This window comes from Bacillus sp. FSL K6-6540 (assembly GCF_038007545.1).
This window is the reverse complement of sequence record NZ_JBBOXH010000001.1, coordinates 6126064-6149047: the sequence shown is the minus strand read 5'-3', so window position 1 is coordinate 6149047 and position 22984 is coordinate 6126064. Positions and strand designations below refer to the sequence as shown.

Genomic DNA, 22984 nt, shown 5'->3' with positions numbered 1-22984 from the left:
CAAAGGAAATTCCTTTGTTAGGAGCTATCATCATGAACCTGTCTTCGTTTTTTATTTACTGTTTTATCGTGGCTTTCTCGCCGGGACCGTCCAATATCGTCATTCTGTCTTCGGTCCAGAACTCCGGCATGAAGAAGACCTTGCGCTACATCGCCGGTGCCTCCATCGCTTTTTTCTTATTAATCGCCGCTTCGGTCGTATTAGGCCAGCTGCTGTCCTCCGGCATGCCGATCATTCTGCCGATCATGCGGGTAGCCGGCTGCCTGTTCATGCTGTATCTTGCATATCAAGTGTATAATATGGACGTATCCAAGTCCGGCGTTAACCAAACGGCTTCTTTTACGTCCGGATTTCTGATGCAGTTTATCAATCCGAAGGTGGTAATGTTCACGCTGACGGTCATTCCCAGCTACGTGATGCCGTATTATACGGCAGGCCCTGTCGTTTCGGCGTTCGTTGTGGCGGTTTCGTTAATCGGGCTGTCTGCGTATATGACCTGGGCCGTGTGCGGTAGCCTTTTTCAAGGAATTATGCAAAAATATCGGAGGACGACCAACACGATCCTGGCTTTGTTTCTGCTGTATTCGGCCATCGTCGTATCCGGCATACCGGAGCTCATAAAGGGGTGAAGGAAGATGGAGCAGTTTATTTACAAAAAAGCGGTGGGCATTACCGCATTGTCCGCGAGCCTGACGGATTTCAAATACAAGAAGCATTACCACGAAGAGTATGCCCTCGGCGTTACGCTGCGCGGCATACAGAAGTACTCCCTTGACGGCAGCCAGCAGGCTTCTTACCAAAGCGGGGTCATGCTGTTCCATCCGGAGCAGAATCATGATGGCTGGTCCCAGGAACGAACGGGCATCGACTATGTGATGATCTATATTCATCCGGAGCTCTTCCTGGAATTGACTCAGAAAAAGGATATCGTGCGGTTTCAATCTCCGATCGTATATCATGCGGGACTGCGGCAGAGCATTCTCAATGTGACGAGGTCGATCTTCACGGGTCAGCCGGAGGCTAAGAGCAGCGAGCTGCTGCTGGGCCTGGCGGGGCATTTTAACGAGGATATTCTGAACCCGGACAGCCGGAAGGACAGCGTATTTACGCGGAAGGCGAAAGACATGATGCACGATCATCTGGAGCATGTCCTCCGTTTGGACGAATTGAGCGGGGAGTTCGGGATGTCGAAGTATCAGTTCATCCGTACCTTCAAAGCGAATACGGGGCTGTCGCCCTATCAGTATTATCTGAACTGCAAAGTGGAGCGCGCCAAGCACCTGATCGAGGACAGCCGGGATGTTTATCAAGCCGTGACCCAATGCGGCTTCACGGATCTTGCCCATTTGAACCGGCATTTCAAGAACGTGTACGGCACGACGGCGTTTGATTATATGTCCCATCTGGATAAGTAGAGGCGGCAGGAGCCGATCATTCGCGCGATTTTTCAAGCCAGGCTTGGCATTTGTGAATAAACTCCGTTATAGTGCGCGAACATGATCCCGGCGTACAACGTACCGCTATAAGAGCGGCCTTACTATAGGAAATCCGATCAGAAATAGACCGTGATCCTGACCAAGGGCGGTCTATTTCTTTTTAAGATTATAGAATTTATAAGTTTTCAGCGAAGCTGAACTCATTCGATAATCGCAAGAAAAACGTCCTCTAAACGCGGTCTGTCTTCTGTGAATGTACGAAAGGTAAGCCGTTCGTTGAAACTGTGAGCAGGGAGCCGCAACCGGATTTTGAGATATGGCCAAGGGATGTTAATCTGTATGAGGAATCATTGGAAACTACTCAGGCTTTAGCCGGATGGAAGGAATCATTTGAATGGAATATATCTATGAATCAGCCCAGCGCAGCTACGAGGATTTCGCCAGCGGCCGGGTACTGTATAATGCGCAGGGAACGACGTCGTTTCCCGTCAGGCTGGCCAGCGAGATTGCCCAGCGGTGCTTTCATATATTAGAGGAAAAAGGCGTACAGGGACCTTATACCTTATACGATCCCTGCTGCGGCGGGGCGTATCTGTTGACGGTGGTGGGCCTGCTGCACGGGCGGCGCATTCGCCGCGTGATCGGCTCGGACATTAACGCGGAGGTGCTCGGCATAGCCGGGAAGAACCTGTCGCTGCTCCGTGAAGAGGGGCTAGAACAACGCGCCGAACAGCTGAAAGAGCTGTTGGCACTCTATCATAAGCCATCCCACCAGGATGCGCTGGAAAGCGCTGACCGACTGCGGGAGCTGATAAGAATGTCCCGTTTGGAAGAAACGGTTTGTTTTCAAGCTGATATTACCCAGCCCCAACCGGAGGAAAGCCTGGCCCCCTGCAAGGGGACCCAAATCGTCATGACCGATCTCCCTTACGGGGACATGGTTAGCTGGAGCGGCGGCAGCCAGGCGCCTGTAGAAGATTTTTTTAACGGCATACATGCGATCCTGGATCCCGCCCGTTCGGTGGTTGCCGTCATTTCCGACAAAGGCCAGAAATTAAAGCATGACCGGTTTAAAAGAATTCAGCATTTAAAGGTGGGCAAGCGGCAGGTTGCCATCTTTGAACCGTTATGAGGGAGTTAAACGGACCGGATTATAGAAAGAGCCCGCCGGCATCCTCTCCCGCTAACCTCTTGAATGAGTTTTCACCAAGCAGCCCGCTTTTGGCGACAAGCCAAAGGCGGGTTCTTTTTTGCCCATCGGTGGTTGAATGAAAATAAAGAATGGATGCTAATCAGGAACGTATGTTCGTTTAAAATCTAAAAAAATATAGCATTTCTTGCGGAATGCCGGCTCTCAGATAGAATTCGTGCAGGGACTCTCCCGGTCCGGGCGCGAGACCTGCGGTCAACAGGGCTATGGCAAAGCGGTTCGCTTGCCGCTCCAGTTTGCCCGGGCTGAAATAGGAATGCTCCTCCAGAAAAAAACGGCTGATTCCCTTATGAAGACGGTCATGCCCCAGCTCATGCGCGCATACGAAGCGCTGCCACGGCGGCGGCAGCTGATTGTGGATGACGATGAATCTCCGTCTTAGTTTACGGAAATACAGTCCTTTGGTCGTCTGGCCTAAATCCGCGAACCGAATATGTATGCCCAAGGAAGCCGCTATTTCAAAGGGGCAGTTGGTGTGATGTTTTTTGATCAGCTGACGGATTAAAGGTTGTAAATGATCATCCATGGCAGTTCACCTGCAATATTGGTTTTGGTTGAATCGTAAGAATCGTTATGTATCTCCTTATGCATGTGGATTTATTTCTTGCGTTTGTTCATCTGCTTGGCTTCCCAGAACAGTCCGGTCAAGACATCCTTGATGCGCTGCTTGTCCTCCCCGCTCAGAGGGACCCCGTCAAACATGAGCTCGCCGTCATCCTCGAGCATTTTCTTGAAATCCCGTTTATCCCTCGAGGTAGCCCAAGCGGGAGCCGGTATCTCTTCGTGCTTGGCGGCATCCTGCTGCAGATAACCAGCTTTGTTCATCAGCTCTTCATAGGGAACCTCGAGCGCCTCCGCCATTTTGCGCAGTGTTTGCGGCTTGGGTATGCCCCGCAGCCCATTCTCGATCCGCGAGATCTGCGATCCGCTGATGTCGGCGGCCTGGGCCAACTGATTGATGCTCCAGCCTTTATTCTCCCTCATCTCTTTCAGGTACGATCCAAATAAGCGTTCCACGTTCCGGCCACTCCTCACCATAGTCCATCTGAAACATCTACTTATAGTATAAACGCATTCCCATCCTTTGCCAACAGGTAAAATAAAAGAGAGTATTATTGCCAAAAGGCAAGAAAATGAGAGGGATGTCCCATATTCCTCTATATAGTTCGTCCATTTGAAGGTTTACGCCGGTCTCCAAATAGTGGTATATTAATGAAAAATACGAACAATATGCGAACATAAGATGAAGAACCGGCTTCTGCCAAATGGCAAATTGTAAGCTTGACCATGACAATAAAAGGGGAGTGTTTCCGAATGAATCCATTGTTACCGGAATTGGATCGTAGAAAGACCCAAAGCGCCGTTGAAGCGATATTCGAAAAATATCGCATCTATAAAACCATTACATTCGAAGTCAGGGAGATGAGCGTGACCGCATCCTACACGGAGCGGTTCCATGGACCGACCAACGTCACCTCGGACCAAACGGCAGCGGTTGCCATATATAATGTAGATATGCCGGCGGCCAGGAAGCAGTATTGCGAAACGATCGAATCGATCGTGGAACGGCTTGGCGAGCGGGAGCAGACCCTGATTCGGGAACGGTACATGAAACAGGACGACGTATTCGATTACAAAGTGTACAACCATATCCTCGAGCCGCCGGTCAGCAAGGACACGTACACGAAGATCCGAACCCGGGCTTTTTATAAATTGGCCTTGGCTTTGGCGGACAGAGGACTGCTGAAGCTGCAGGAATTAGAGAAAGCCGCCAAGAGCAAAATGAGCTGACAAGCGCGAGCACGGATCATCACATCGAGCAAAACCGGAGGACCTCAGAATGGAGGTCCTCCGGTTTTTTGATTCTAAATAGAAAGGCCGCATTTCACGAGAAAGAACAAGATAAGGCTGGGAATCCAAACATAAATGAGAACATAAGTTCGTGCTATTTTCCGCCGTCATTCCGCTTAAAGTTCAGCATGAATCGTCCCATAAGGCGTCAGCGCATCCGATTTAGGGGTGTAAGATTGTATTATCGGAAATGAAGCAAAACAGAGCGTACCGAACACACACACACAGTCGATGTGAGCCGGCCTTGAGAAGGACCGGTTTTTTGTTGCGGTTGATGCCTGGGGCGTCTCATTTCCGATTCTTTATATGAAAAGAAAGGAGGGGGTCATATTGCATAAGCATGTGATCGTTCTGAGCAGCTGGCTGTCCTATGGCCGACCGGAGAGCGTCCGGCAAACTGCGGAATGAGAGGGGCGGTCAAACAGGCCGTCGCATTCCTCATTCCGGAGCTTGAAGGCCATGTATATGACGTGCATCCGCCGGAGGAGGGGGTAAGCGACCCGCTATATGCCGTGATCACGCTCGGCGAGGACGTCTGGAAATCCTCATGGGCCGGGTACCGGCAGGTGGTGCGATTGAAGCTGCATGGGGATCGTTCCGATCTGCCGCAATTGGATCGATGGGCGGATTTACTCATTCAGGGACTTCACCGCAAGCGGGTTGCCGGAGCCGACGGAAATGCATTCAAGCTTCATTATTTGGGTGTTCCGGAGGCTGACAAGCTTGATCCTGTTTCAGGCAGAATGATCCGGGTCTTGCGATTCGGGATCTATATGCCGCAGGCATCCGGGGCAGGCTCCGTCGGACAGCCGGATGAATGGCTGGATACGCTGACAGCCTGGACAGGAGATATGCTGGGTGGTCCTTGGCGCATCTACCATACGGCATGGCCTGCGGGGCGGGAGGATCACGCCGTATTATGGCGGATGACCGGCTGCGAGACCCGAATGGCGGGAGCTTCGATGTTCGAGGTCCGCAAAACCTTTATCGGGCATATCGCCTCCCTGGATTCCGCGGACGAGCAGCTTACGGCTGCAAGGCTGGTGGAGGAGCTTGGCACCCAGGTCCAGCTGGTTCTGGACTTACAGGAACGCCGTTATTTATCCGTTGCGGAAATTTCCTCCGATATGCAGGCCGATCCCATTCTGGACGGTCAGATTAAGCTAACCCTGGCCCAGCGGAAGAACCGTTCGCCGGAGGAAGCCGCCTTGATCAGGCGCGTTAACATTCATCCTATTTTAAAGTGAGGTGGCCAGTATGGCTGTGAAAAAAACACTCAAATCCGAAGCTCCCGGGAGCAGCGCTCCCCGATATTCCTTGACGGAACTTGAAGCACACGCCCATGAACTGTTTCAGGTTCGGGCGGAAGTGCTTGCGGGTGCCATGTATGGGGCAGATGGAGAGCAGTTCACGGTAACCGAGGTCAAAGAAAGAATCCAACAATTCATGAAAGCGAAGGTGGTCTAATCATGGCAGGTGGAACATGGGAAAGCACGAATAAACCGGTACTGCCGGGTTTGTATATGAATTTCAAGGCAGCAGCCGCGTCGGCTGTTCAGGGTGGCAGTCGCGGTACGGTCGTCGTGCCGGTCAAAGCCAATTGGGGACCGGTGCAGGAGTTCGTGGAGATCGGAAGCGAGTTCGCGATTTCCGAGCTGTATTCCGCGGATAGCCAGGATGGCGCTACCGCTTACGAGACGCTTTATCTGGCATTGCTCGGCGGTCCGAAAAAGCTGCTGGCTTATCGTTTGGCGGACAACACGGCAGCAGCGGCTAGCGTGACGCTTCAAAATGCGGAAGCTGCGCCTTCGGACGTGCTGAAGCTTGAGGCCAAATACCCGGGCAGCCGCGGCAACGGCTTCTCCGTAACGGTGCAGCCGTCGCTGATCGACCCGGCCGCACGCGAGCTTCGCCTCTATGAAGGCGCCAAGCTGCTTGGCACATATTCCAGCCCGGACGGATCCGCTGCGTCGATGGCGGCGCAGATCAACGAAGATGCCGAGAACCTCTGGGTGACGGCAACCGCACTGGAAACGTCCGGCGTTCCCGCTGACGTGAACGGAGCCGCGCTGTCCGGAGGCAAGAGCGGCAACGGCGGTCTGACGAATGCCGATTATATCGAGATGTTGGATGCAGTCGAAGGCCAGGAATTTAATGTACTCGCCCTGGATTACGCTGCGGATATGGCTCTGCTGCAGAGCTTTGCGGCTTGGGTAAAGCGTCTCCGTCAAGAAGGACGCGGCGTGATGGCCGTATTCGGCGGCAGCGCGGCGGACGACATCTCCAAGGATGCAGCCAAACTGGCCGCAGACCGGTCGCTTGCATTGAACCATGAAGGGATCATCAATGTGGGGACGGGCGTGCGTCTATCCGGCGTGAACTACAGTTCCGCGCAGACGGCTGCTTATGTGGCCGGGCTTATTGCCGGTCAACGCTTGAACCAATCCGCTACATATGCGGTAACGCCATTCGAAGATGTGACCCGCCGCTGGACGCGCTCCGAGCAGGAGCAGGCCGTACGCAATGGCGTATTCGTCCTGTTCTACGACGGTCGTCAGGTAAAGGCGCTCCGCGGCATCAACACGCTGGTGAATCCGGCGGAAGGCCAAAACAATGCCTGGAAAAAAATCCGTTCCATCCGCGTGATGGATGCGATCCATGCCGATTTGCAGCTGGCCGCGGAACAGACCTACATCGGCAAGGTGAACAACACCGAGGAAGGACGACTCGCGCTGATCGGCGCCGTGAAGGAATATCTCGCTTCGTTGTCGCTGAGCAATGTCATCGAGCCGGACGGTTATGACGTCATTCTCGATCCAGCGTACTATGGCGATTCCGCCGTGAACACGCCGGAACCGGACCAGGTTTTCCTGCAATGGAACGTAAAGCTGACCGACGTGATGGAGCAGCTGTTCGGTACGTTTTACGTGCAATAACGAGAAGAGCGATCAGTACATTTAAGATGAGAACCGAATTGCCTTTTTGTGGATGCACGTCCATAAACGTTTTTCTTAAAAACTTAACGAAATCGAGGAGGAACTTAATATGTTGGATGCTTCAAGAGTCATTATGGGGACATACGGCCAGGCATATATCGACGGGGTATGGCAGACGCACATTAATAAGCTGGAAGCCAGCGTGGAATTGGAGAAGCGCGAACTGAAGCTGGTCGGCAACGACTGGACGGTGCACAAAAACGGCAGCAAAAAAGGAACCGGCACGATGAGCGGGTACAAGGTCACTTCCGATATGATCTCCCGCGGCTTCACCAAATTCGATATCATCTCCAAGCTGGACGATCCCGAATCCTACGGCCATGAGCGCGTTCGCCTGATTCGCTGCATGCCGGACAAAATCCAGCTGGCCAACTGGACGGCCGGCGAGGAAGTGCAGGAGGAAACCTCGTTTACCTTTGAGGGGTACGAGCTGTTGGATCCGATTCAGGGGGATTAAGGGCTGTTTACCTTAAGCACGGCTTGAGAGCGGTCAATAAGCGGGGCTTCGCCCGGCATGGCGTGTCTGGTTCGGGCGAACGTCGCCCGCTGAGTTTAGGGCTACTATTTTATGAGTGAAGGAGATAGATATACACATGAGCTTACACGAGAACATGAGCGAGGAGCAAATTCTGGACAGTCTGTTCGAGGCGGCGGAAAGATTGCCGGAGGAAACGGTACGCATTAAGCGGCTGGATATGCAGATGGTGCTGCAGGGTTTGACTTCAAGCAAGGTGGACAGCATCCGCGAGCGCTGCACGGTTCGCCGGACGGTAAAGGGTGCAGTGGATGAGAAGGTGGATACGGAAACGTTTAATGCATTGCTGATTTCCGAGGCCACGAGCAGTCTGTCGGTGAAGGGTTTGACGCTCAGCGGCTGGGGCGATCCGCGGATTACAAGCCGCTTGAAGCTGTCGGGCGGAGAGCAGGCGGTTCGCCGCATGCTGCTGGCCGGAGAGCTGGATGCCGTAGGCGATAAAGTGCTGGAGCTGTCCGGCTTCGGGGTTGAGATTGCTGACCTAAAAAACTGATCGGCTCCGGGGGAATGACGACGATGCTGTATCATCTGTGGGTCCGGCATCACCTTCGTCCCGGAGATTTTTGGCGGCTCCCGCGAGGCGAGCGCCTGCTGCTGCTCGCTTTCTCCCAGGAGGAGATCGAGGGCATGGCCGGTCAGGGTTTGAAGTGAACAGGAGGTGAAACGAAATGGCTGAAGCCATGAACTACCGCATGAATCTGGTCATCGATCCGAAAAACGTGATCAAGGCCAACCGCGAGCTGCGGGCGATGGAGCGTTATTTTGAGCGGATCCAGGGACGCGTCATGCGTATCGGACGAACCCGGATGGCGCCTGAAATCGTGCTGAAGGACAGCGCCTCGAAGGGGCTGGACAATCTGCTGGCCAAAATGCAGCGGGTGAAGTCGCAAGTCATCCAAGCCTCGGCGAATGTGAAGCTGAATGTGCAGAAGCAGGTTAAGGCTGGCGTGATGTTGGATGTGAAGGCGGCCGGGCTGGATTTCTCACCGATGATTCAAGCTTTGGAGAATAATACGGATGCGGTAAATAAACTCACGATTGCGCTTGGATCACAAAAGGCAGGGGAAGGAAGCGGTAAAAAATCTTTTTTGGATAAAGCGCTAGGAGTTTTAGGAATCGTCACTTTGGTTGGTTCCACCGTGCGAACCGGGGGACTAATGAAGGATAAATCAAAAAAGATGTTTGATTCTTGGGGTAAAGATAAATCTGCCGATAACACGCGTCCTGTGGTCGACAAAAACAGAAGGGTTGGTCCTAGAAATAGAGGGCGCTCGGCCAATCAAAGCACGGTTGCTGCTCCTAAGACAGAACAAGCGGGTAAGCCTCAAACAAAGTGGGGCAAGGCTTTTAGCAGAGCTGAAAAAACGGGAGACGTTATTGAATCCGCTGGCAACCTAGGGAAAGGGGCATTGGATCTAATCAAGAAAGCTTCAGATTTCGCTAAGGGGATGTTCGGTGGCGGTGGTGCCAGCGGCATCGTTTCCGGAGGTGTAAGGGGTGCTGCCAAGACAAGTGTAGGTTCCAATGCAGCCAAACAAGCTGCGAATGGCGGCACAGCAGCAAGCGTGGTAAAGAGTGTTGGCAAAAGCACCCTAGACTCGGGCTTGATGAAGGGTATTGGCAAACGCGCCCTTGGCCCGTTGAGTTATATAGCTGATGCGGCCGCAATCGCTTCCGCTGCACCAGGGAAAGAGCGTAACCAAGCGATCGGCTCTGCCATCGGTGGCGGTATTGGCAGCACAATCGGCAGTTTCGTTGGCTCCGTGATCCCGGGCGCAGGCACATTCGTTGGCTCCATGCTTGGCGGGACCGTCGGAAGTTTTGTTGGCGAGAAGGTGGGCGGCGCCATTACGGGTATCAGCGATTCGCTCAAAGAAAGCAAGGAGAAGGTCACCAAGTGGTTCTCCAAGACGTTTTCTTTCGGGAAAAAAGACAAGGAAGCCGTGCAGTCGAAGGATGCTCCAAAGATATCACCTTCCAGCTCAACGGCGGTTGCTGTTCAAGGACCGATAATTTCAAATGCTGCTCCCGCAAATGTAAGTGCGCCACTGCTTCCTAATCAAGCATCGAAACAGACATACGGCCCCTATATGCCGCCTAGCCATGCTACAAGCATAAGTACTATTGGGCCACCCGCGAGTGCAGCGCAAAACCAAGCTTTTGCAGGGAAGCCGACGTCCCCGCAATCCGTTCAGATCAGCCCAGAGCAGATGAGCACGATATCCGGCCTGCTGATGGATTTCAAAACAGAGACAACCGTGAATTACAATCTACCTTCAGGCGCGGTGCAGGTAACGGTGCATGAGGAGCACCCGATCGATGTAGAAGGATTGATTCTTCTAATCGGGCAGCGGCTGAGAGCCGAATTCAGCAAAGCAGCCCAGAACCGGAAGCCGACTCCGATGGCCTATTGAAGATGATGGTTAACGGCAGTATGAAGCGGGTCCGAAGGCATCCATACAGAAAGGAGGGGCCCAAGGTGGAGTTTATTTTGAAGAACGGCAAAGGCATGACATTCCGATTCCCGGTCAATCCCGAAGAGGTGACCATATCGCGGCAAAAGGGCCTGGAAACGGCCACGATTCTCAACTATGGAGAGTTTGATTTTCCGCAAGGGAATCGGATTAAGGAGATATCGTTCTCTTCCTTTTTCCCGCAAGAGTATGATGCAGCTTTTTGTAAAGGCCATGAGAGAGATCATATCAAACCGCAAACCGCGATGAACAAACTCAATGAGTTTCTGGCGTATAAAACACCGCTGCAATTTGTCATTACCAAGACGGCGGTGAACGTTCCGGTGTACGTTGCCTCCCATCAGTCCACGTTCCGGGGCGGAGAGGTTGGGGACGTATATTTTGACATCACGCTCCGGACATGGAGTGACATGAAGGTGGCCAAAACGGCAGGCAGCAGCGGGGCAGCAGGAACCAATAAAAAGCCCCGGGCCGACATGAAGGACAAGAACAAGACGTATATCGTGAAGGCAGGAGACTCGCTTTCCAAAATCGCCAAGCTGGAGCTCGGGGACAGCTCGAAATGGAACCAGATCTACAAGCTGAACCAGAAGACGATCGGCAAAGACCCGAACGCCATCAAACCCGGCCAGAAGCTGGTGCTGTCATGAGTTACAAGGTGATTTTGCAGGATCAATACGATCTTTCTCCCTTGGTGGAAGCTATCAACCTGCGGGATTCGCTTGAACAAGTCGCTTATCAGGGAACCGTCAATCTGGTTGTCACGCCGGATTTGCCGCCGATCTCGCCGGGAATGGCGATCCGGATCAGCGGAATTCCATACGGTAAAAAAGATGATGTCCCCCTGCTGCACCCGGCTGTCGTGTGGGAAGTGGAAACCTCCAACAATGGGGTGAAGCGGATGACCCTCACGCTGTACGATCGGACGGTATATCTCGACAAGTCGGAGGATGAATATCTGTTCCCGGCGAAGCAGACCGCCACCCAGAGATTCAAAAAGTATGCGGCGGACTGGAACCTGAAAATTGCCGTTTTGCCGGATACCGAGAAGCAGCTGGGGCGTTCCGTTTACCGGACGCAGTCGATTTATGCCAGTATGTTCGCTGATTTGCGCGAGACGGCCAAAGCCGGCGGCAAGCTGTATCATCCGCGGATGATCTCTTCAGGTCTTGAGCTGTATGAGTTGGGAACGAATAAAGAAGTCTACATCTTGGAGGCTATCACGGATACCACGCAATCGCGGACTTTGGAGGGCGCGGCGACCAAGGTCAAGGTGCTGGCGACAGCCGCCAGCGAGACCGGGCAAGAGGTTCCTTCCAAGGTCATGGCCATCGAGGAGAAGGATATCGCCAAATACGGCCAACTCCAAGCGATCATTCAGGATGATGAAGTGAAGTCGCCTGCGGCTGCCCGTCAGCTGGCACGGAGCAAACTGAGGGGGATTCGGGAGACCATCTCCCTTAATGCACCCGATATCAATACGATCCGCGCCGGAGATGCGGTCATGCTGGGCTCGATGAAGCTGCTCGTGATTTCCGTCAGCCGGGAGCTGGGAAACCCCGGGAGCATGATGCTGGAGCTGGGGAGTTATGACGATGTAAAAAGGAGGTTTTACCTTGAATAAAGACCCCTATGGACAATTGGCGTCCTCCTTATATGCCTCATTGAACAAGCAAACCCGTCAAGCCATGGGCGGCGTAGGGGCCGTGCTCGGCACGATAACCTCGACGGGACTCAAGCTGGACGATTTCAAGCATGAGCTGCAGGACTATATGGTAGCAGAGCTGCCTGGCTTACTGACCTTACCCCGTTATACGGCTGTTGGTACCGCCACTTTGGGGGGCCAGCCGCAGGAAATGACGTTTGATGTGGAAGAAAATGAAGTCGAAGATACCCTCTTTGAGCTGGGAAAAGGCTTGAAACCGGGGGACCGGGTGCTGGCCGTTCGGGTCAACAGCGGCAATGACGTGGTGGTTGTATGCAAGGTGGTGAGTAGCGGTGGCTAATTTGTTTCCGGAAAACGAGGACATGGTTTGGACAGATGCCACGGATCCTGAGGTACTGGAGGGTGAAGGAGCTGTTTTTGGACGGAGCTGGCGGTATGATTTTGAAGCCGGTGAGTTCGTGATGACTCCCACCCGGAAGATTCCGGTTGCGGATGAGAAGGAAGCCTGGGTCATCTGGTGCGAAAAAGCGATCCGTACGCCACGTTACCGCCATTTGATCTATACGCCCGATTACGGCAGCGAACTGGAGGAGCTGGTCGGCAAAGGCTACGACCGATCTCTGCAAGAGAGCGAAATTCAGCGAATGGTAACCGAGACGCTGCTGGCGGACGCACGGACGGAGAGCGTGGATCAATTTCTTTTTGAATGGGAAGGAGAAGCCTGCCGTTTCAGCTGCCGTATTACGAGCGTTCGGGATGAGACGGAAATCATAGAAAGCGTGGTGATCTGATGGCAGATTTGCCGTTATATTTGTTGGATCAGACGGAAGAGAACATTATGAACCGCATGCTGAACAAAGTGCCTTCGGACATCGACAAGTCGGAGGGCTCTTTTATTTGGGATGCGCAGGCGCCGGTTGCGTTTATGCTGTCTGAGGCTGCCTTGTGGGCGCAGGAGCTGCTGCGTCGTGGCTTTGCGAGCACGGTGGCAAGCGATCACCCGGATATCCGGTCTGCCGAACTCGATCTGAGGACGGCAGAGCATGGAATTACCCGGCGGGAAGCGGTCGCATCGTCCGGCATCGTTGTGTTTACGGGAAAGCCGGGGACGTCCGTGCCTGCCGGAACCTATGTCGCTACGCCAGCCGATGAGGGTTCCGGGGAATCGTCGGTGGAATATGTGACCACGTCAGGCGTTATGCTGAGTGTTTTGGGTACCGGCACGGCGTCGATCCGAGCCGTCATGCCGGGCAGCAGCGGGAATGTTCCTGCAGGCGTCATTCAGCTATTGATGACGTCGGTCAGCGGCGTAACATCGGTTACGAACCCGGAACCGACGCGGAGCGGGACGGATACCGAAAGCGATCAGTCGCTTCTGGAGCGTTTTTACGCCAAAGTCCGAAGTCAGGGAACGAGCGGCAACAAAGCGCAGTACATGCAGTGGGCCAATGAGATTGCCGGCGTTGGCGGCGTGGAAGTGGCGCCGTTGTGGAAAGGGCCCGGCACCGTTGGGCTGTATCTGCTGGATACGGACAAGCGTGCGGCAAGCCCGGATATCGTGGATGCCGTTCAGCAGCACATTGACCCGTCCCAGGATGGACAGGGAGAAGGCGTAGCCCCGGCGGGTCCCGTTATTACCGTGATGCCAGCGGCGGAAGTTCCGATTGATATCTCCGTCAAAGTGCAGCGTACGCAGGAGCAGCCTTCGACGATGGACGAAATTCGGAAGCTGATCGAGGATGGCGTTCGGACGTATTTACAGCAGATTGCTTTTAATAGGAAAGATCCGTTGGTAAGATACACTCGTATTTCCGCCGTACTGCTGGATATCCCGATTATCGTCGACTACTCGGATTTGACCATTAACGGCCATACCGAGCAGCAAAACATCGAAATTGGCTCCGGTCAGGTCGCGGTGCTGGGGACGGTGAGCGTAAGTGAATAATGCCCGAATGAACAGCTTGCGCGGTCGCGAGCTGTTTTCTTATTTACCGGCCTATTACGAGACCTCCCGGGTCATGTTATCCGATATGGATGCCAAGGGCAGCGAGCTGGACGCGCTTTACCAAGCACTGAACTCAGCCGCAGACCAGTTCTTCGTCCGTACAGCAACCTGGGGCCTGGAGCGCTGGGAGATGGAGCTTGGCATTCCCACCGACCGGAACAAGCCGATCGAGCAGCGGCGGGCAGTGCTGGAGTCCAAGCTGCGCGGAGCGGGAACCTTCTCCGGAGCCCTCGTGAAAAATGTGGCGGAGGCTTATGACGGCGGCACGGTTGAGGTATCTTTTCAACCCGAGGAATGGGGCTTCACGGTTAAATTCGTGGATACGCTCGGCATCCCGCCGAATCTGGAGGATTTGAAGTCTGCGATCGAGGAGATCAAGCCGGCGCATCTGGCGGTGGCGTATGCGTTCAACTACTTGCTCATACGCGATATTCATGACGTGATGACTTTGGGCGAGCTGGGGCAGACGCCGTTAAACAAATTTGCAGGAGGTGTTTGAGTTGTCCAGTAACACACCGAATTTAGGATTGTTGAAGAAAGACCCGATGGTGGATGGCAATGAGACCTTTAACATCGAGACGATGCTGAATGAGAACTGGGATAAGGTTGATGAGGCTGTGGGGCAGGTCAGGGAGGATCTCGGAAATATCGATGTGGATATTCCGGAAGCTTCGTTGACAGAGAAGGGGATTGTGCAGCTATCCAGCGCCACGAATGGTACGCGGGAGAATGTGGCGGCTACGGAGAAGGCGGTGAAGGCGGCTTATGATGAGGCACTCGCGGGAAAGCAGCTTGGAGTTGAGCAAAAAGCCAATGTGGTTGCCGCGCTCAACTCCATTGGGGTAGCGGCATCCACGAGTGAAGCCTGGGCGCAACTGGTCGCTAAGATGGCTGGGGTTATAAAGGCGACGGGGAATGCGACGGCTGGGGATGTGCTGGCGGGGAAGACGTTTAGTAATGCAGTGGGGAATAATAGGACCGGCACGATGCCAAATAGAGGAGCTGGTGGTTTGATCACCCCGGGGACGACCAACATAACAAAGCAAGCAGGGTATTATTCATCGGATATTATCATCCGGGGAGAACCGAATAAGATTCCAGGTAACATTAGAGTCGGTGTGAGCCTTGACGGGGTCCCAGGAAGTTTGGAACCTAGCGTATCCGGGCTGGCTGTTATTAATCACTACATCTATGTTTCAGATGCGACAGGTTTACGTGATCAGAACAATCGCACCGTCGATGTTCCTATCGTTACCATACCGGCTGGTGTTCGGTTTGTACTTAGTACTGTAGGTCCTACGTATACATCACGAATCGATGATAGAGCTCAATCCAATGAGGTGTCAGCCTACATTATTCTAAAGGATAATCAAGGTAACGTTTATACATCCTGGTATACCTATGTACAGAAAGGTAGTCACTACTTACAATACCAGACCTTAAGTAATAGACTACTAAACATCGATACTGTGAAAACCCAAATCCCGGAGTTCAACAACCAAGGCCCCATGACTCTTATCGAGCGGAGATTATACAGAACAAATAGTCCCCAAGGAAACGACCATTATTTGTCTAGTTGGAATGCGACCCTACTTTACGGATAAAGGAGAATCTATCATATTAAACCCGTAACGGATAAAATCGGGAAATGTCGATTATTTACCAACAGCCATCCAGGTGAAAAATATTTCAGGTTGTTATCTCTTGCTCAAATTTATTTAATGTTTAGAGCTTTAAACCTTTGTAGTGGCAAGGATGATTACGTCAGAGGAATATGAGCAGACCATAGACTATTGAATATGATCTGTAGAGTACTTAGACAGGTCATTAAAAAATATTGCTACAAGACAAAGATCATCCTGATCTTCTCCCTATCTCAGTTTTCGCTTTATATAAAAACAGGAAAAGATACTATAGCATCTGAGAGATAAAAGGGAACATAGTTGGCTGTAATGAACTACCAGTTGGCTAATATGGCGTTTTTTTATGAGGACAAGTCACTTAAACTCCTGTGTTCACTATTCGAATGAAAGAAGGGGGACGAAGTAGTTTCGCAATTCAGTTATTCCTAAAGAAAGGAGTCACCCTCATGCCACCCCAACACATACGCAATGCACTAGCATCCCGATTATCCAACTCCTTCCCCGACATCCCCTTCATCTTCAAAGAGGATGCCGACCCATTACCACCAGCCCCATACTTCCAAACCGAGCTAACCCTAGCCGAGTTCGAGCCGATATCGCAACGACGATATACGGCTCGTTTTCGTTTCAAGATCCATTATGTTCCGGTAACTGGGAAGCCAGTGGCTACGATCATGGACGAGATGCTTGAATCGTTGACTTCACTAGATGTTGAAGGCCGTCCATGCCGTGCCTCATCAGTGGCGTGGGAGAGGCCAACTGGGAATGATGGGACATCGGGAGAAGGATATTTTCGTGCAGAATACGTCATTCAGATGACAACGGATCAGGAAGAAACAGAAATGAAGATGCAAACATTGAAACAGGGAGGCGAATTGAAATGAGTAAAAAAGAAACAGCACCGGCGTTCAACAAGCAACAGCTGGCACAATCCAATCAATTCACTAATCGCGAGAAGGATGTGCTGAGCGCCATACTCGAAGAGGGCAAAACGTACACCGTTCAGCAAGCGAAAGAGCAACTCACCACATTTTTGAAAAAGGAGGTCATCTAAATGGCCGGAGGTACATGGACAACACCCAACAAAGTAAGACCAGGCGTTTACACTCAAATCTCATCGCAGGAGCAGCCGATCGGGCGCGTAGGTGAAAGGGGGATTGCCGCACTGGGCTTGTCCCTTCCATGGGGAGAACCGCAAAAGATGCTGACCATCAAACCAGGTACCAATCTGGTTGAGGTGCTGGGTTATGATATCACGGCACCGCAGCTTCTTTCGGTAAAAGAAACCCTCAAGCGTGCTGGCACACTTCTGTTGTACCGCTTGAACAGTGGCGTACAGGCGGCCGGTTCTGTGGCCGGACTGAAAGCAACTGCTCTTTACGGTGGAGAGCGTGGGAATGACATCCAGATCGTTGTTGAGCACGCGGTGGATGATCCCGGCAAGTTTGTGGTCAGCACGCTGCTGAGCGGCAAAGCTGTGGACAAGCAGCTTGTAGCTAGTGCAACAGAACTGCAGCCGAATCGGTTTGTAACCTTCGCACCGGATACCGGCGATTTGGCAGCAACAGCAGGATTTGCTCTGACTGGCGGCGCCAACGGCACCGTGACGAGCCAAGAGCATGTGGACTTCCTTGCCGCGCTTGAGGTCCATGACTTCCAGACCGTAGGCCTGTTGTCTGCAGACCCAACGCTCAAGTCTCTGTATACCGCATTCGTTAAGCGGCTTCGCGAGCAGGAAGGCAAGAAGGTCCAAGCTGTATTGTCCGACTATCCAACTGCGGATTATGAAGGAATCATCTCCGTGAAAAATGGCGTTGTTCTCACCGACGGCACCATATTAGACAAGGTGAAGGCGGTGGCTTGGGTCACAGGAGCCACTGCTGCGGCAGCGGTCAACGAATCCTTGACGTATGCGGCTTACGATGAAGCGGTGGATACCGATGTTCGTCTTAGCCATACGGAGATTGAAGAAGCGCTGACGAAGGGCGAGTTCCTGTTCAGCTACAGCGGCGGCAAGGCCGTGGTCGAGCAGGATATTAACAGTTTTACATCGATTGAGCCGGCCAAAGCGCGCCATTTTTCCAAAAACCGTGTGGTCCGCGTCCTGGATGGCATTGCGAATGATTTGAAGCTGATTTTTGAGAAGTCCTATATCGGGAAGGTAGACAACAATGTGGATGGCCGGACGCTGTTTTGGGCGGAATGCGCGGCGTATTTTGCGTCTTTGCAGAACATCGGGGCTATCCAAAATTTCGATGCGAACGAAGATATTGTGGTGACGCCGGGCACGGAAGGCGATGTGCTGTTTGTGGATATCAAGGTACAGCCGGTGGATGCGATTGAAAAAGTATACATGAAAGTGAAGGTGGTCTAAGATGGCATTTTTGCGGGCAAGCGACACGATTTCGGGGCAAGAGGGCAAGGCATTCGTCAAGATTGGCGACCGTATGGAGGAAATGTTCTACATTAAAACACTGGAAGCTACGGTGGAGAAGGAAAAAGCCGAGCTGAAAACGATGGGCCAACGCGCTGTGCAGCACAAAGCCATTGGCTGGAAGGGCAGCGGCACGATGACCATTTACTATGTGACCTCGCTGTTCCGTGAACTGATGATGGAGTACATTCAGACCGGCAAAGACGCCTATTTTATGATCGAAGTGCGCAATGAGGATCCGGGATCGACCACGGGCCGTCAGACGGTGATTTTGGAAGGGGTCAACCTGGACAGCGTGATTATGGCATCTCTAGACACGGAAGCGGAGGCGCTGGAGGAAGAAGTGGCCTTCACGTTTGAGAATGTGCGGATTGAGACGCCGTTTAACCCATTGGCTTAATACTTATTCATATATGAGGAGGAAAGAATATGAGCGATTTTAGTATGTTTTTTGCTGGCCAGTCGTCTGCGGAGATCACGGAGGAATTCGTGGTCTCTGTTCGTTTTAAGAACGCGGAAGGGAACCCCGTGCCTTGGAAGCTGCGCAGCATCACGGAGGAGGAGAACCAGGAGTGCCGCAAAGCGGCTACGCGTAAGGTCAAGGGCAAGAATGGCGTATTCACGCCAGAAATTGACCCGAATGACTATATGGCGAAGTTGATGGTATCGAGCGTCATTTACCCGGATTTGAAAAACAGCGAGCTGCAAAAATCCTACGGCGTGCTCGGTGCAGAATCCCTGCTCCGCAAAATGCTGCTGCCCGGCGAGTTCGCCGCACTTGGCGAGCGGGTCCAAGCCCTGAACGGTTTTGACCGCGATATGAACGATCTGGTAGAAGACGTAAAAAACTGATCAAAGAGGGCGACGGTGACGCGAACTATGCGTACTACGCCCTCCACGAATTGCACATCCTTCCTCACCAGCTCATGGCGATGTCGGTCCGGGAACGGGCCGCCATCTATGCCATGATCTCGATGCGGGTGGAGAAGGAGAAGCTCGAGCGAGTCCGGAAGCGGAGATAGGTTGTAGAAGAAGGGGGTGAAGGAATGGCGAGTGTAAAGGATGCGTTGTCGTACTTTAACAACATGGCCAATGATGTGTTGGTTGGTCAATGGCTGCAGTTTGAAAAGGGATACGAACAGGTTGTCAAACAGATCACTAAGGCTAAGGAAGAGCAAGAAAAATTAACGCGTTCAACGGCAAAATCTGTCTCGTATAAAGAAAAAATGCTTCAGATGACCGAAAAAGTCGTGGATGGCATCGAACAAATGAATCAAAAAATGGGGGAAGGCGAAAAGAAAGCGAGCGCCCTCAGCAAAGCTTTCAAATTTGCCAAATCGGCATATAAAGCGGGAGAAATTGTCGTCAAGGCGACTATCGCTCCTGCTGCTCAGGAACAGAAACTTGAAGATCTATTTAAAGTAAAAGCAGGTAATGCGGAAGTGGGCACTGCGATGTTTCAGACATTCAAGAATAATGCGCTGAAAACGGGAACGGATGTAAATCAATCTCTAGAAAACGCACTCTCGTTTATGTCTATAACCAAAAATTCGGATCAACTCACGCAGCTTACCGGCTTTGCCGATCGTATGAGCATGATGTCGTCAGGAAATAAGAGTTCTCAAGATGCAACAGAGGCAATTATGAGTGCGATGCGCGGAGATACCAGTTCCCTGGCTAAAAATTTTAATATTCCTGATGCCCAGATCAAAAGCTTCAATGCGGAAATCAGTTCATCTAAGGGCAATTTTGCTGCGTTTCTCTCATCCATGGACAAGCTGCTTCAAAAATCCGGCATGACGCAAGAAGCATTAGGCTCAATGATGGATTCTCCCGTTAACAAGTGGCAGAAGCTGCTAGGACTAGTGGATAACTCGTTTGTTCAAATCGGAACTGGAGCTTTGGCAGCCATTATGCCGTTAATGGAAATGATAAGTGCCGCATTAGAGTCGGGAGCATTTCAGCCATTCATTGATGCTTTAACCATTGGGTTATCTGTATTGGTCCAAGTGTTTATGTGGATTGCAGAACTGGTGCCACCGGCATGGGAATTTATTAAAGGTGCGATTTCTGGCGTGGGAATGGCAATCTGGAACGTTATCAGCATATTTATGGGGTTACTGCCCATCATTACGTTTGCAGCTGTATTACTAGGAATCCTCAATATTGGACTAATAACCAGCAGAATCGTTGCTTTAGGCTATGGAGCCGCTCAACTAGCTGCAGCTATGAAGACGAATCTATTAACGGCAGCAACCAGCATCCAAGCCGGAGCGATGAGAATTCTTAATATGATTATTAACGCGAATCCACTTATGTTCTTAATTGCCCTAATTATCGCCGTGATTTCAGCATTCGGTGTTTGGAGTGTAGTTACACAAGGACTAAAAAAGGTCTTCAGTAACGTATTCGGCTTCATCGTCGATCTGGCGCAAAACACGGTCAACACCGTCATTTCCGTCATTAACGGGATCATTAAAGGTGTGAACGCGGTAGCGGGCTTTTTTGGCAAAGTCCTTGGCGTGGACACTAAGCAGATTGCAGAGATCGAGTATAAAGCAGACTTTACGAATTTTAAGGATACGGGACAGAAAGCGATAGAAGATTTTTCAATGGATACCTTCAAGGATAAATTCATGCCGGATAAAAACTTGGGCAAGAACAACGAGGATCTTTTAAAACAATACAACAACGGCAAAACCGGATACGATGTTACCGTTCCGAAAACTACCCCAACTCCGTCCATGCCTGCCATGCCAACGGCCCCAATCCCGGTAGCCCCTGCGGGCGGCAGCATCGATTCCATTGGTAAAGTGGATAACTCGGTGGACGTGGCGAGCGAGGATCTAAAAGTGATGCGCGATCTGGCGGAAGTGAATGCGATCAGCAATATGATCACCCTGACGCCCACTGTGCAGATGACGACGGGAGATATTAACTCGGGGGCCGATCTGGATACGATCATGTCGAGAATTAACCGAACGCTGGAGGAGCAGTTTGTGTCCAGTGCCGAGGGGGTGTACTTGTAGCATGAGCGATTACGGATTTTTTCTGAGCTTCAATAACCAGGAGGAAGTTTTTCGATTTCCGGTGAACCCTGAGCGGATTGACGTCAAGGATAGCGGTGAAGGCAAATCCTATACGGTCGCGGGGCTTGGCGAAGTGAATGCGATTCTGCATCCAAAGCTGACGGAGATTTCATTTGAAAGCTTTTTTCCGGGGAGAGTGTATCCCTTTGTCCATCTAGGGTCTGATAAGAAGCTGAAGCTTCCGATTGAATACGTAAATACCATTAAAGGCTGGATGGAGTCTCGAAGGCCTGTGCGCTTTGTCATGACGGGGCTTGTTCCCGATCCGCTGAGCGGTACGGATGGCAAGAATGTGGTGCGGGCGATGAAGTCTTTTGGCATCAACATGGCGGCCTCCATCGAAAGTTTCAATTGGAATACGATGTCCGGATCGCCGGAAGATATCGAGTTCTCGATCACGCTTAAGCGCTATGTGTTCTATGGGGCACGCAAGGTTATGCCGGTTAAGGACAAAAAGGCCGCTGCGGTGAAAACCAAAGACAGGCCGGATGACCGCAAAAAACCAACCTCCTATACGGTTGCCAAAGGCGACACCCTGTGGAGTATTGCCCAAAAGCTGCTCGGCAGCGGTTCCCGTCATGCGGACATCCAAAAACTGAATGGAATCAAGGACCATGAGGTCCGGAAGCTGGCCGTCGGCCGGGTTCTGAAAATTCCCTAAAGAGGTGGCATCGTGATCGAACTGATGATTGACCGCAAGAACGGAAGCGTGTGGGATTTGGGGCAGATCGTAACCGACATCACGTGGAAAACAAGCCGTCAGGCGAAGCCGGCAAGTCTGGATATCAACTATGTGAACGATGGCCTGGCGCAGAGCAAGGCATTCGAAGTGGAGAACGGCGACATTGTACGCTTCCGCAAGGATAACAAGGATCTGTTTTATGGGTATGTTTTTTCCAAGGAGTGGGGCATGGACGCCCAGGTCAAGGTGATGGCTTACGATCAGCTGCGCTACCTGTCCAGCAACGACACCTACCGGTTCACGAATGCCAAGGTGGAGGATATCATCCGGAAGATCGCCAAGGATTTCAATCTGAAGACAGGAACGCTGGCCGATACGGGCCATACGATCCCTGCCATGCTGGAAGCGGACAAGAAACTGATCGATATCATCTGTAAGGCCCTGGATTCCACGTTGATCGCGACCAAGCAGTACTATATGTTTTACGACCGGTACGGCGAACTGACGTTGACCAACATCAATGACATGCTGCTCATGCTTGCGGTGGGAGAAGACAGCCTCATGACGGATTTTTCATATAAAAAAAGCATCGACAACGAGACGTACAACCGCATCAAAGTCGTGCGGGACAACAAGCAGACGGGCAAGCGGGACGTTTACCTATATCAGCACGGACAAAACATTGCCCAGTGGGGCCTGCTCCAGTTATACGAGGTTGCTGACGAGAACATGAATCCCGCTCAGTTGAAGCAGTTAGCGCAAAATTTGCTGGAGCTGAAGAACAGGGAGCAGCAGACGCTGTCGATCGAGGCTATCGGGGATTTACGGGTCCGTGCCGGAAACACGATCTATGTGAATCTGCCGGAAGAAGGCTTGAAGCCGTATCTCATCGATGAGTGTACGCATAAATTCTCGGACGGTACGCACACGATGTCGCTGAATATGAAGGTGGTGTAAGCAGTA

The 22984-nt window shown here is 52.0% G+C and carries 28 protein-coding genes; 26 read left to right on the top strand and 2 right to left on the bottom strand.

The window, feature by feature from the left end:
- The first annotated feature begins 32 nt into the window (after positions 1–32).
- From MHH82_RS27575 to MHH82_RS27565, 3 genes are all read left to right on the top strand, one after another.
- Positions 33–629 carry a LysE family translocator gene (locus MHH82_RS27575; protein WP_145040708.1) on the top strand — a complete coding sequence of 199 codons (597 nt, stop codon included), beginning with the start codon at positions 33–35 and terminating at the stop codon, positions 627–629.
- Between the two features lie 6 nt (positions 630–635).
- Positions 636–1415, top strand: coding sequence for an AraC family transcriptional regulator (locus MHH82_RS27570; RefSeq protein ID WP_009594583.1), 780 nt, complete (start codon positions 636–638; stop codon positions 1413–1415).
- 415 nt (positions 1416–1830) lie between these two features.
- A complete protein-coding gene (locus MHH82_RS27565) occupies positions 1831–2568 on the top strand; it encodes a hypothetical protein (protein ID WP_251498547.1) in 738 nt (245 codons plus the stop codon).
- Positions 2569–2746: 178 nt separating this feature from the next.
- On the opposite strand, the gene MHH82_RS27560 is transcribed toward MHH82_RS27565, so the two are convergent.
- Positions 2747–3172 (bottom strand): ImmA/IrrE family metallo-endopeptidase, encoded by a 426-nt coding sequence (locus tag MHH82_RS27560; RefSeq protein WP_096776604.1) that lies wholly within the window; start codon positions 3170–3172, stop codon positions 2747–2749.
- Positions 3173–3243: 71 nt separating this feature from the next.
- A complete protein-coding gene (locus MHH82_RS27555) occupies positions 3244–3663 on the bottom strand; it encodes a helix-turn-helix domain-containing protein (RefSeq protein WP_145040703.1) in 420 nt (139 codons plus the stop codon).
- Between the two features lie 297 nt (positions 3664–3960).
- Between MHH82_RS27555 and MHH82_RS27550 the strand changes: the two genes are divergently transcribed.
- The 23 genes from MHH82_RS27550 (at position 3961) to MHH82_RS27440 (ending at position 22978) form a co-directional block, all read left to right on the top strand.
- Positions 3961–4437: an ArpU family phage packaging/lysis transcriptional regulator gene (locus MHH82_RS27550; protein ID WP_015737378.1), complete on the top strand. Its 477-nt coding sequence runs from the start codon at positions 3961–3963 to the stop codon at positions 4435–4437.
- 464 nt (positions 4438–4901) lie between these two features.
- Positions 4902–5744, top strand: coding sequence for a hypothetical protein (locus MHH82_RS27545; RefSeq protein ID WP_015737377.1), 843 nt, complete (start codon positions 4902–4904; stop codon positions 5742–5744).
- A gap of 10 nt (positions 5745–5754) precedes the next feature.
- Positions 5755–5964, top strand: coding sequence for a hypothetical protein (locus MHH82_RS27540; protein ID WP_015737376.1), 210 nt, complete (start codon positions 5755–5757; stop codon positions 5962–5964).
- A gap of 2 nt (positions 5965–5966) precedes the next feature.
- Positions 5967–7433 (top strand): phage tail sheath family protein, encoded by a 1467-nt coding sequence (locus MHH82_RS27535; RefSeq protein WP_015737375.1) that lies wholly within the window; start codon positions 5967–5969, stop codon positions 7431–7433.
- A gap of 109 nt (positions 7434–7542) precedes the next feature.
- Positions 7543–7950 carry a phage tail tube protein gene (locus tag MHH82_RS27530; RefSeq protein ID WP_009594594.1) on the top strand — a complete coding sequence of 136 codons (408 nt, stop codon included), beginning with the start codon at positions 7543–7545 and terminating at the stop codon, positions 7948–7950.
- Between the two features lie 136 nt (positions 7951–8086).
- Positions 8087–8521 carry a phage tail assembly chaperone gene (locus MHH82_RS27525; RefSeq protein WP_192570619.1) on the top strand — a complete coding sequence of 145 codons (435 nt, stop codon included), beginning with the start codon at positions 8087–8089 and terminating at the stop codon, positions 8519–8521.
- A gap of 23 nt (positions 8522–8544) precedes the next feature.
- The gene (locus MHH82_RS27520) at positions 8545–8679 is read left to right on the top strand and encodes a hypothetical protein (RefSeq protein ID WP_340968819.1); all 135 of its coding nucleotides are present in this window, start codon (positions 8545–8547) and stop codon (positions 8677–8679) included.
- 17 nt (positions 8680–8696) lie between these two features.
- Complete coding sequence (locus MHH82_RS27515) at positions 8697–10442, top strand: hypothetical protein (protein ID WP_340968817.1); 1746 nt, start codon at positions 8697–8699, stop codon at positions 10440–10442.
- Between the two features lie 65 nt (positions 10443–10507).
- Entirely contained in the window at positions 10508–11152 is a 645-nt protein-coding gene (locus tag MHH82_RS27510) for a LysM peptidoglycan-binding domain-containing protein (RefSeq protein ID WP_015737371.1), read from the top strand.
- Positions 11149–12126, top strand: coding sequence for an XkdQ/YqbQ family protein (locus MHH82_RS27505; RefSeq protein WP_340968814.1), 978 nt, complete (start codon positions 11149–11151; stop codon positions 12124–12126). The genes MHH82_RS27510 and MHH82_RS27505 overlap by 4 nt, the downstream gene beginning before the upstream one ends.
- Complete coding sequence (locus MHH82_RS27500; RefSeq protein WP_340968812.1) at positions 12119–12508, top strand: hypothetical protein; 390 nt, start codon at positions 12119–12121, stop codon at positions 12506–12508. Before MHH82_RS27505 ends, MHH82_RS27500 begins: the two co-directional genes overlap by 8 nt.
- Positions 12501–12959, top strand: a complete 459-nt coding sequence (locus tag MHH82_RS27495) for a DUF2634 domain-containing protein (RefSeq protein ID WP_340968810.1) — start codon at positions 12501–12503, stop codon at positions 12957–12959. Before MHH82_RS27500 ends, MHH82_RS27495 begins: the two co-directional genes overlap by 8 nt.
- Entirely contained in the window at positions 12959–14113 is a 1155-nt protein-coding gene (locus MHH82_RS27490) for a baseplate J/gp47 family protein (protein WP_340968808.1), read from the top strand. The genes MHH82_RS27495 and MHH82_RS27490 overlap by 1 nt, the downstream gene beginning before the upstream one ends.
- Positions 14106–14672, top strand: a complete 567-nt coding sequence (locus MHH82_RS27485) for a YmfQ family protein (RefSeq protein ID WP_340968807.1) — start codon at positions 14106–14108, stop codon at positions 14670–14672. Before MHH82_RS27490 ends, MHH82_RS27485 begins: the two co-directional genes overlap by 8 nt.
- A gap of 1 nt (position 14673) precedes the next feature.
- A complete protein-coding gene (locus MHH82_RS27480) occupies positions 14674–15777 on the top strand; it encodes a phage tail protein (protein WP_340968805.1) in 1104 nt (367 codons plus the stop codon).
- A 485-nt stretch (positions 15778–16262) separates the two neighbouring features.
- Positions 16263–16700 carry a phage tail terminator family protein gene (locus tag MHH82_RS27475; RefSeq protein WP_340968803.1) on the top strand — a complete coding sequence of 146 codons (438 nt, stop codon included), beginning with the start codon at positions 16263–16265 and terminating at the stop codon, positions 16698–16700.
- The gene (locus MHH82_RS27470; protein WP_340968802.1) at positions 16697–16870 is read left to right on the top strand and encodes a hypothetical protein; all 174 of its coding nucleotides are present in this window, start codon (positions 16697–16699) and stop codon (positions 16868–16870) included. The genes MHH82_RS27475 and MHH82_RS27470 overlap by 4 nt, the downstream gene beginning before the upstream one ends.
- Positions 16871–18190 carry a phage tail sheath family protein gene (locus MHH82_RS27465; RefSeq protein ID WP_340968800.1) on the top strand — a complete coding sequence of 440 codons (1320 nt, stop codon included), beginning with the start codon at positions 16871–16873 and terminating at the stop codon, positions 18188–18190. It begins immediately after the preceding gene.
- 1 nt (position 18191) lies between these two features.
- Positions 18192–18650, top strand: a complete 459-nt coding sequence (locus tag MHH82_RS27460) for a phage tail tube protein (protein WP_119846504.1) — start codon at positions 18192–18194, stop codon at positions 18648–18650.
- A 29-nt stretch (positions 18651–18679) separates the two neighbouring features.
- Positions 18680–19102 (top strand): phage tail assembly chaperone, encoded by a 423-nt coding sequence (locus tag MHH82_RS27455; protein WP_340968798.1) that lies wholly within the window; start codon positions 18680–18682, stop codon positions 19100–19102.
- 194 nt (positions 19103–19296) lie between these two features.
- Positions 19297–21279 carry a hypothetical protein gene (locus tag MHH82_RS27450; protein WP_340968795.1) on the top strand — a complete coding sequence of 661 codons (1983 nt, stop codon included), beginning with the start codon at positions 19297–19299 and terminating at the stop codon, positions 21277–21279.
- A gap of 1 nt (position 21280) precedes the next feature.
- Positions 21281–22000 (top strand): LysM peptidoglycan-binding domain-containing protein, encoded by a 720-nt coding sequence (locus MHH82_RS27445; protein WP_332295562.1) that lies wholly within the window; start codon positions 21281–21283, stop codon positions 21998–22000.
- Between the two features lie 12 nt (positions 22001–22012).
- Positions 22013–22978, top strand: coding sequence for an XkdQ/YqbQ family protein (locus tag MHH82_RS27440; protein ID WP_192570634.1), 966 nt, complete (start codon positions 22013–22015; stop codon positions 22976–22978).
- The last annotated feature ends 6 nt before the right edge of the window (positions 22979–22984 follow it).

Coding starts and splice junctions, on each gene's coding strand:
- MHH82_RS27535 (WP_015737375.1), top strand. CDS start 5,967: ATGGCAGGTGGAACATGGGAAAGCACGAATAAACCGGTACTGCCGGGT.
- MHH82_RS27520 (WP_340968819.1), top strand. CDS start 8,545: ATGCTGTATCATCTGTGGGTCCGGCATCACCTTCGTCCCGGAGATTTT.
- MHH82_RS27465 (WP_340968800.1), top strand. CDS start 16,871: ATGGCCGGAGGTACATGGACAACACCCAACAAAGTAAGACCAGGCGTT.
- MHH82_RS27550 (WP_015737378.1), top strand. CDS start 3,961: ATGAATCCATTGTTACCGGAATTGGATCGTAGAAAGACCCAAAGCGCC.
- MHH82_RS27540 (WP_015737376.1), top strand. CDS start 5,755: ATGGCTGTGAAAAAAACACTCAAATCCGAAGCTCCCGGGAGCAGCGCT.
- MHH82_RS27505 (WP_340968814.1), top strand. CDS start 11,149: ATGAGTTACAAGGTGATTTTGCAGGATCAATACGATCTTTCTCCCTTG.
- MHH82_RS27575 (WP_145040708.1), top strand. CDS start 33: ATGAACCTGTCTTCGTTTTTTATTTACTGTTTTATCGTGGCTTTCTCG.
- MHH82_RS27470 (WP_340968802.1), top strand. CDS start 16,697: ATGAGTAAAAAAGAAACAGCACCGGCGTTCAACAAGCAACAGCTGGCA.
- MHH82_RS27445 (WP_332295562.1), top strand. CDS start 21,281: ATGAGCGATTACGGATTTTTTCTGAGCTTCAATAACCAGGAGGAAGTT.
- MHH82_RS27570 (WP_009594583.1), top strand. CDS start 636: ATGGAGCAGTTTATTTACAAAAAAGCGGTGGGCATTACCGCATTGTCC.
- MHH82_RS27545 (WP_015737377.1), top strand. CDS start 4,902: ATGAGAGGGGCGGTCAAACAGGCCGTCGCATTCCTCATTCCGGAGCTT.
- MHH82_RS27490 (WP_340968808.1), top strand. CDS start 12,959: ATGGCAGATTTGCCGTTATATTTGTTGGATCAGACGGAAGAGAACATT.
- MHH82_RS27530 (WP_009594594.1), top strand. CDS start 7,543: ATGTTGGATGCTTCAAGAGTCATTATGGGGACATACGGCCAGGCATAT.
- MHH82_RS27565 (WP_251498547.1), top strand. CDS start 1,831: ATGGAATATATCTATGAATCAGCCCAGCGCAGCTACGAGGATTTCGCC.
- MHH82_RS27560 (WP_096776604.1), bottom strand. CDS start 3,172: ATGGATGATCATTTACAACCTTTAATCCGTCAGCTGATCAAAAAACAT.
- MHH82_RS27525 (WP_192570619.1), top strand. CDS start 8,087: ATGAGCTTACACGAGAACATGAGCGAGGAGCAAATTCTGGACAGTCTG.
- MHH82_RS27455 (WP_340968798.1), top strand. CDS start 18,680: ATGAGCGATTTTAGTATGTTTTTTGCTGGCCAGTCGTCTGCGGAGATC.
- MHH82_RS27475 (WP_340968803.1), top strand. CDS start 16,263: ATGCCACCCCAACACATACGCAATGCACTAGCATCCCGATTATCCAAC.
- MHH82_RS27460 (WP_119846504.1), top strand. CDS start 18,192: ATGGCATTTTTGCGGGCAAGCGACACGATTTCGGGGCAAGAGGGCAAG.
- MHH82_RS27515 (WP_340968817.1), top strand. CDS start 8,697: ATGGCTGAAGCCATGAACTACCGCATGAATCTGGTCATCGATCCGAAA.
- MHH82_RS27450 (WP_340968795.1), top strand. CDS start 19,297: ATGGCGAGTGTAAAGGATGCGTTGTCGTACTTTAACAACATGGCCAAT.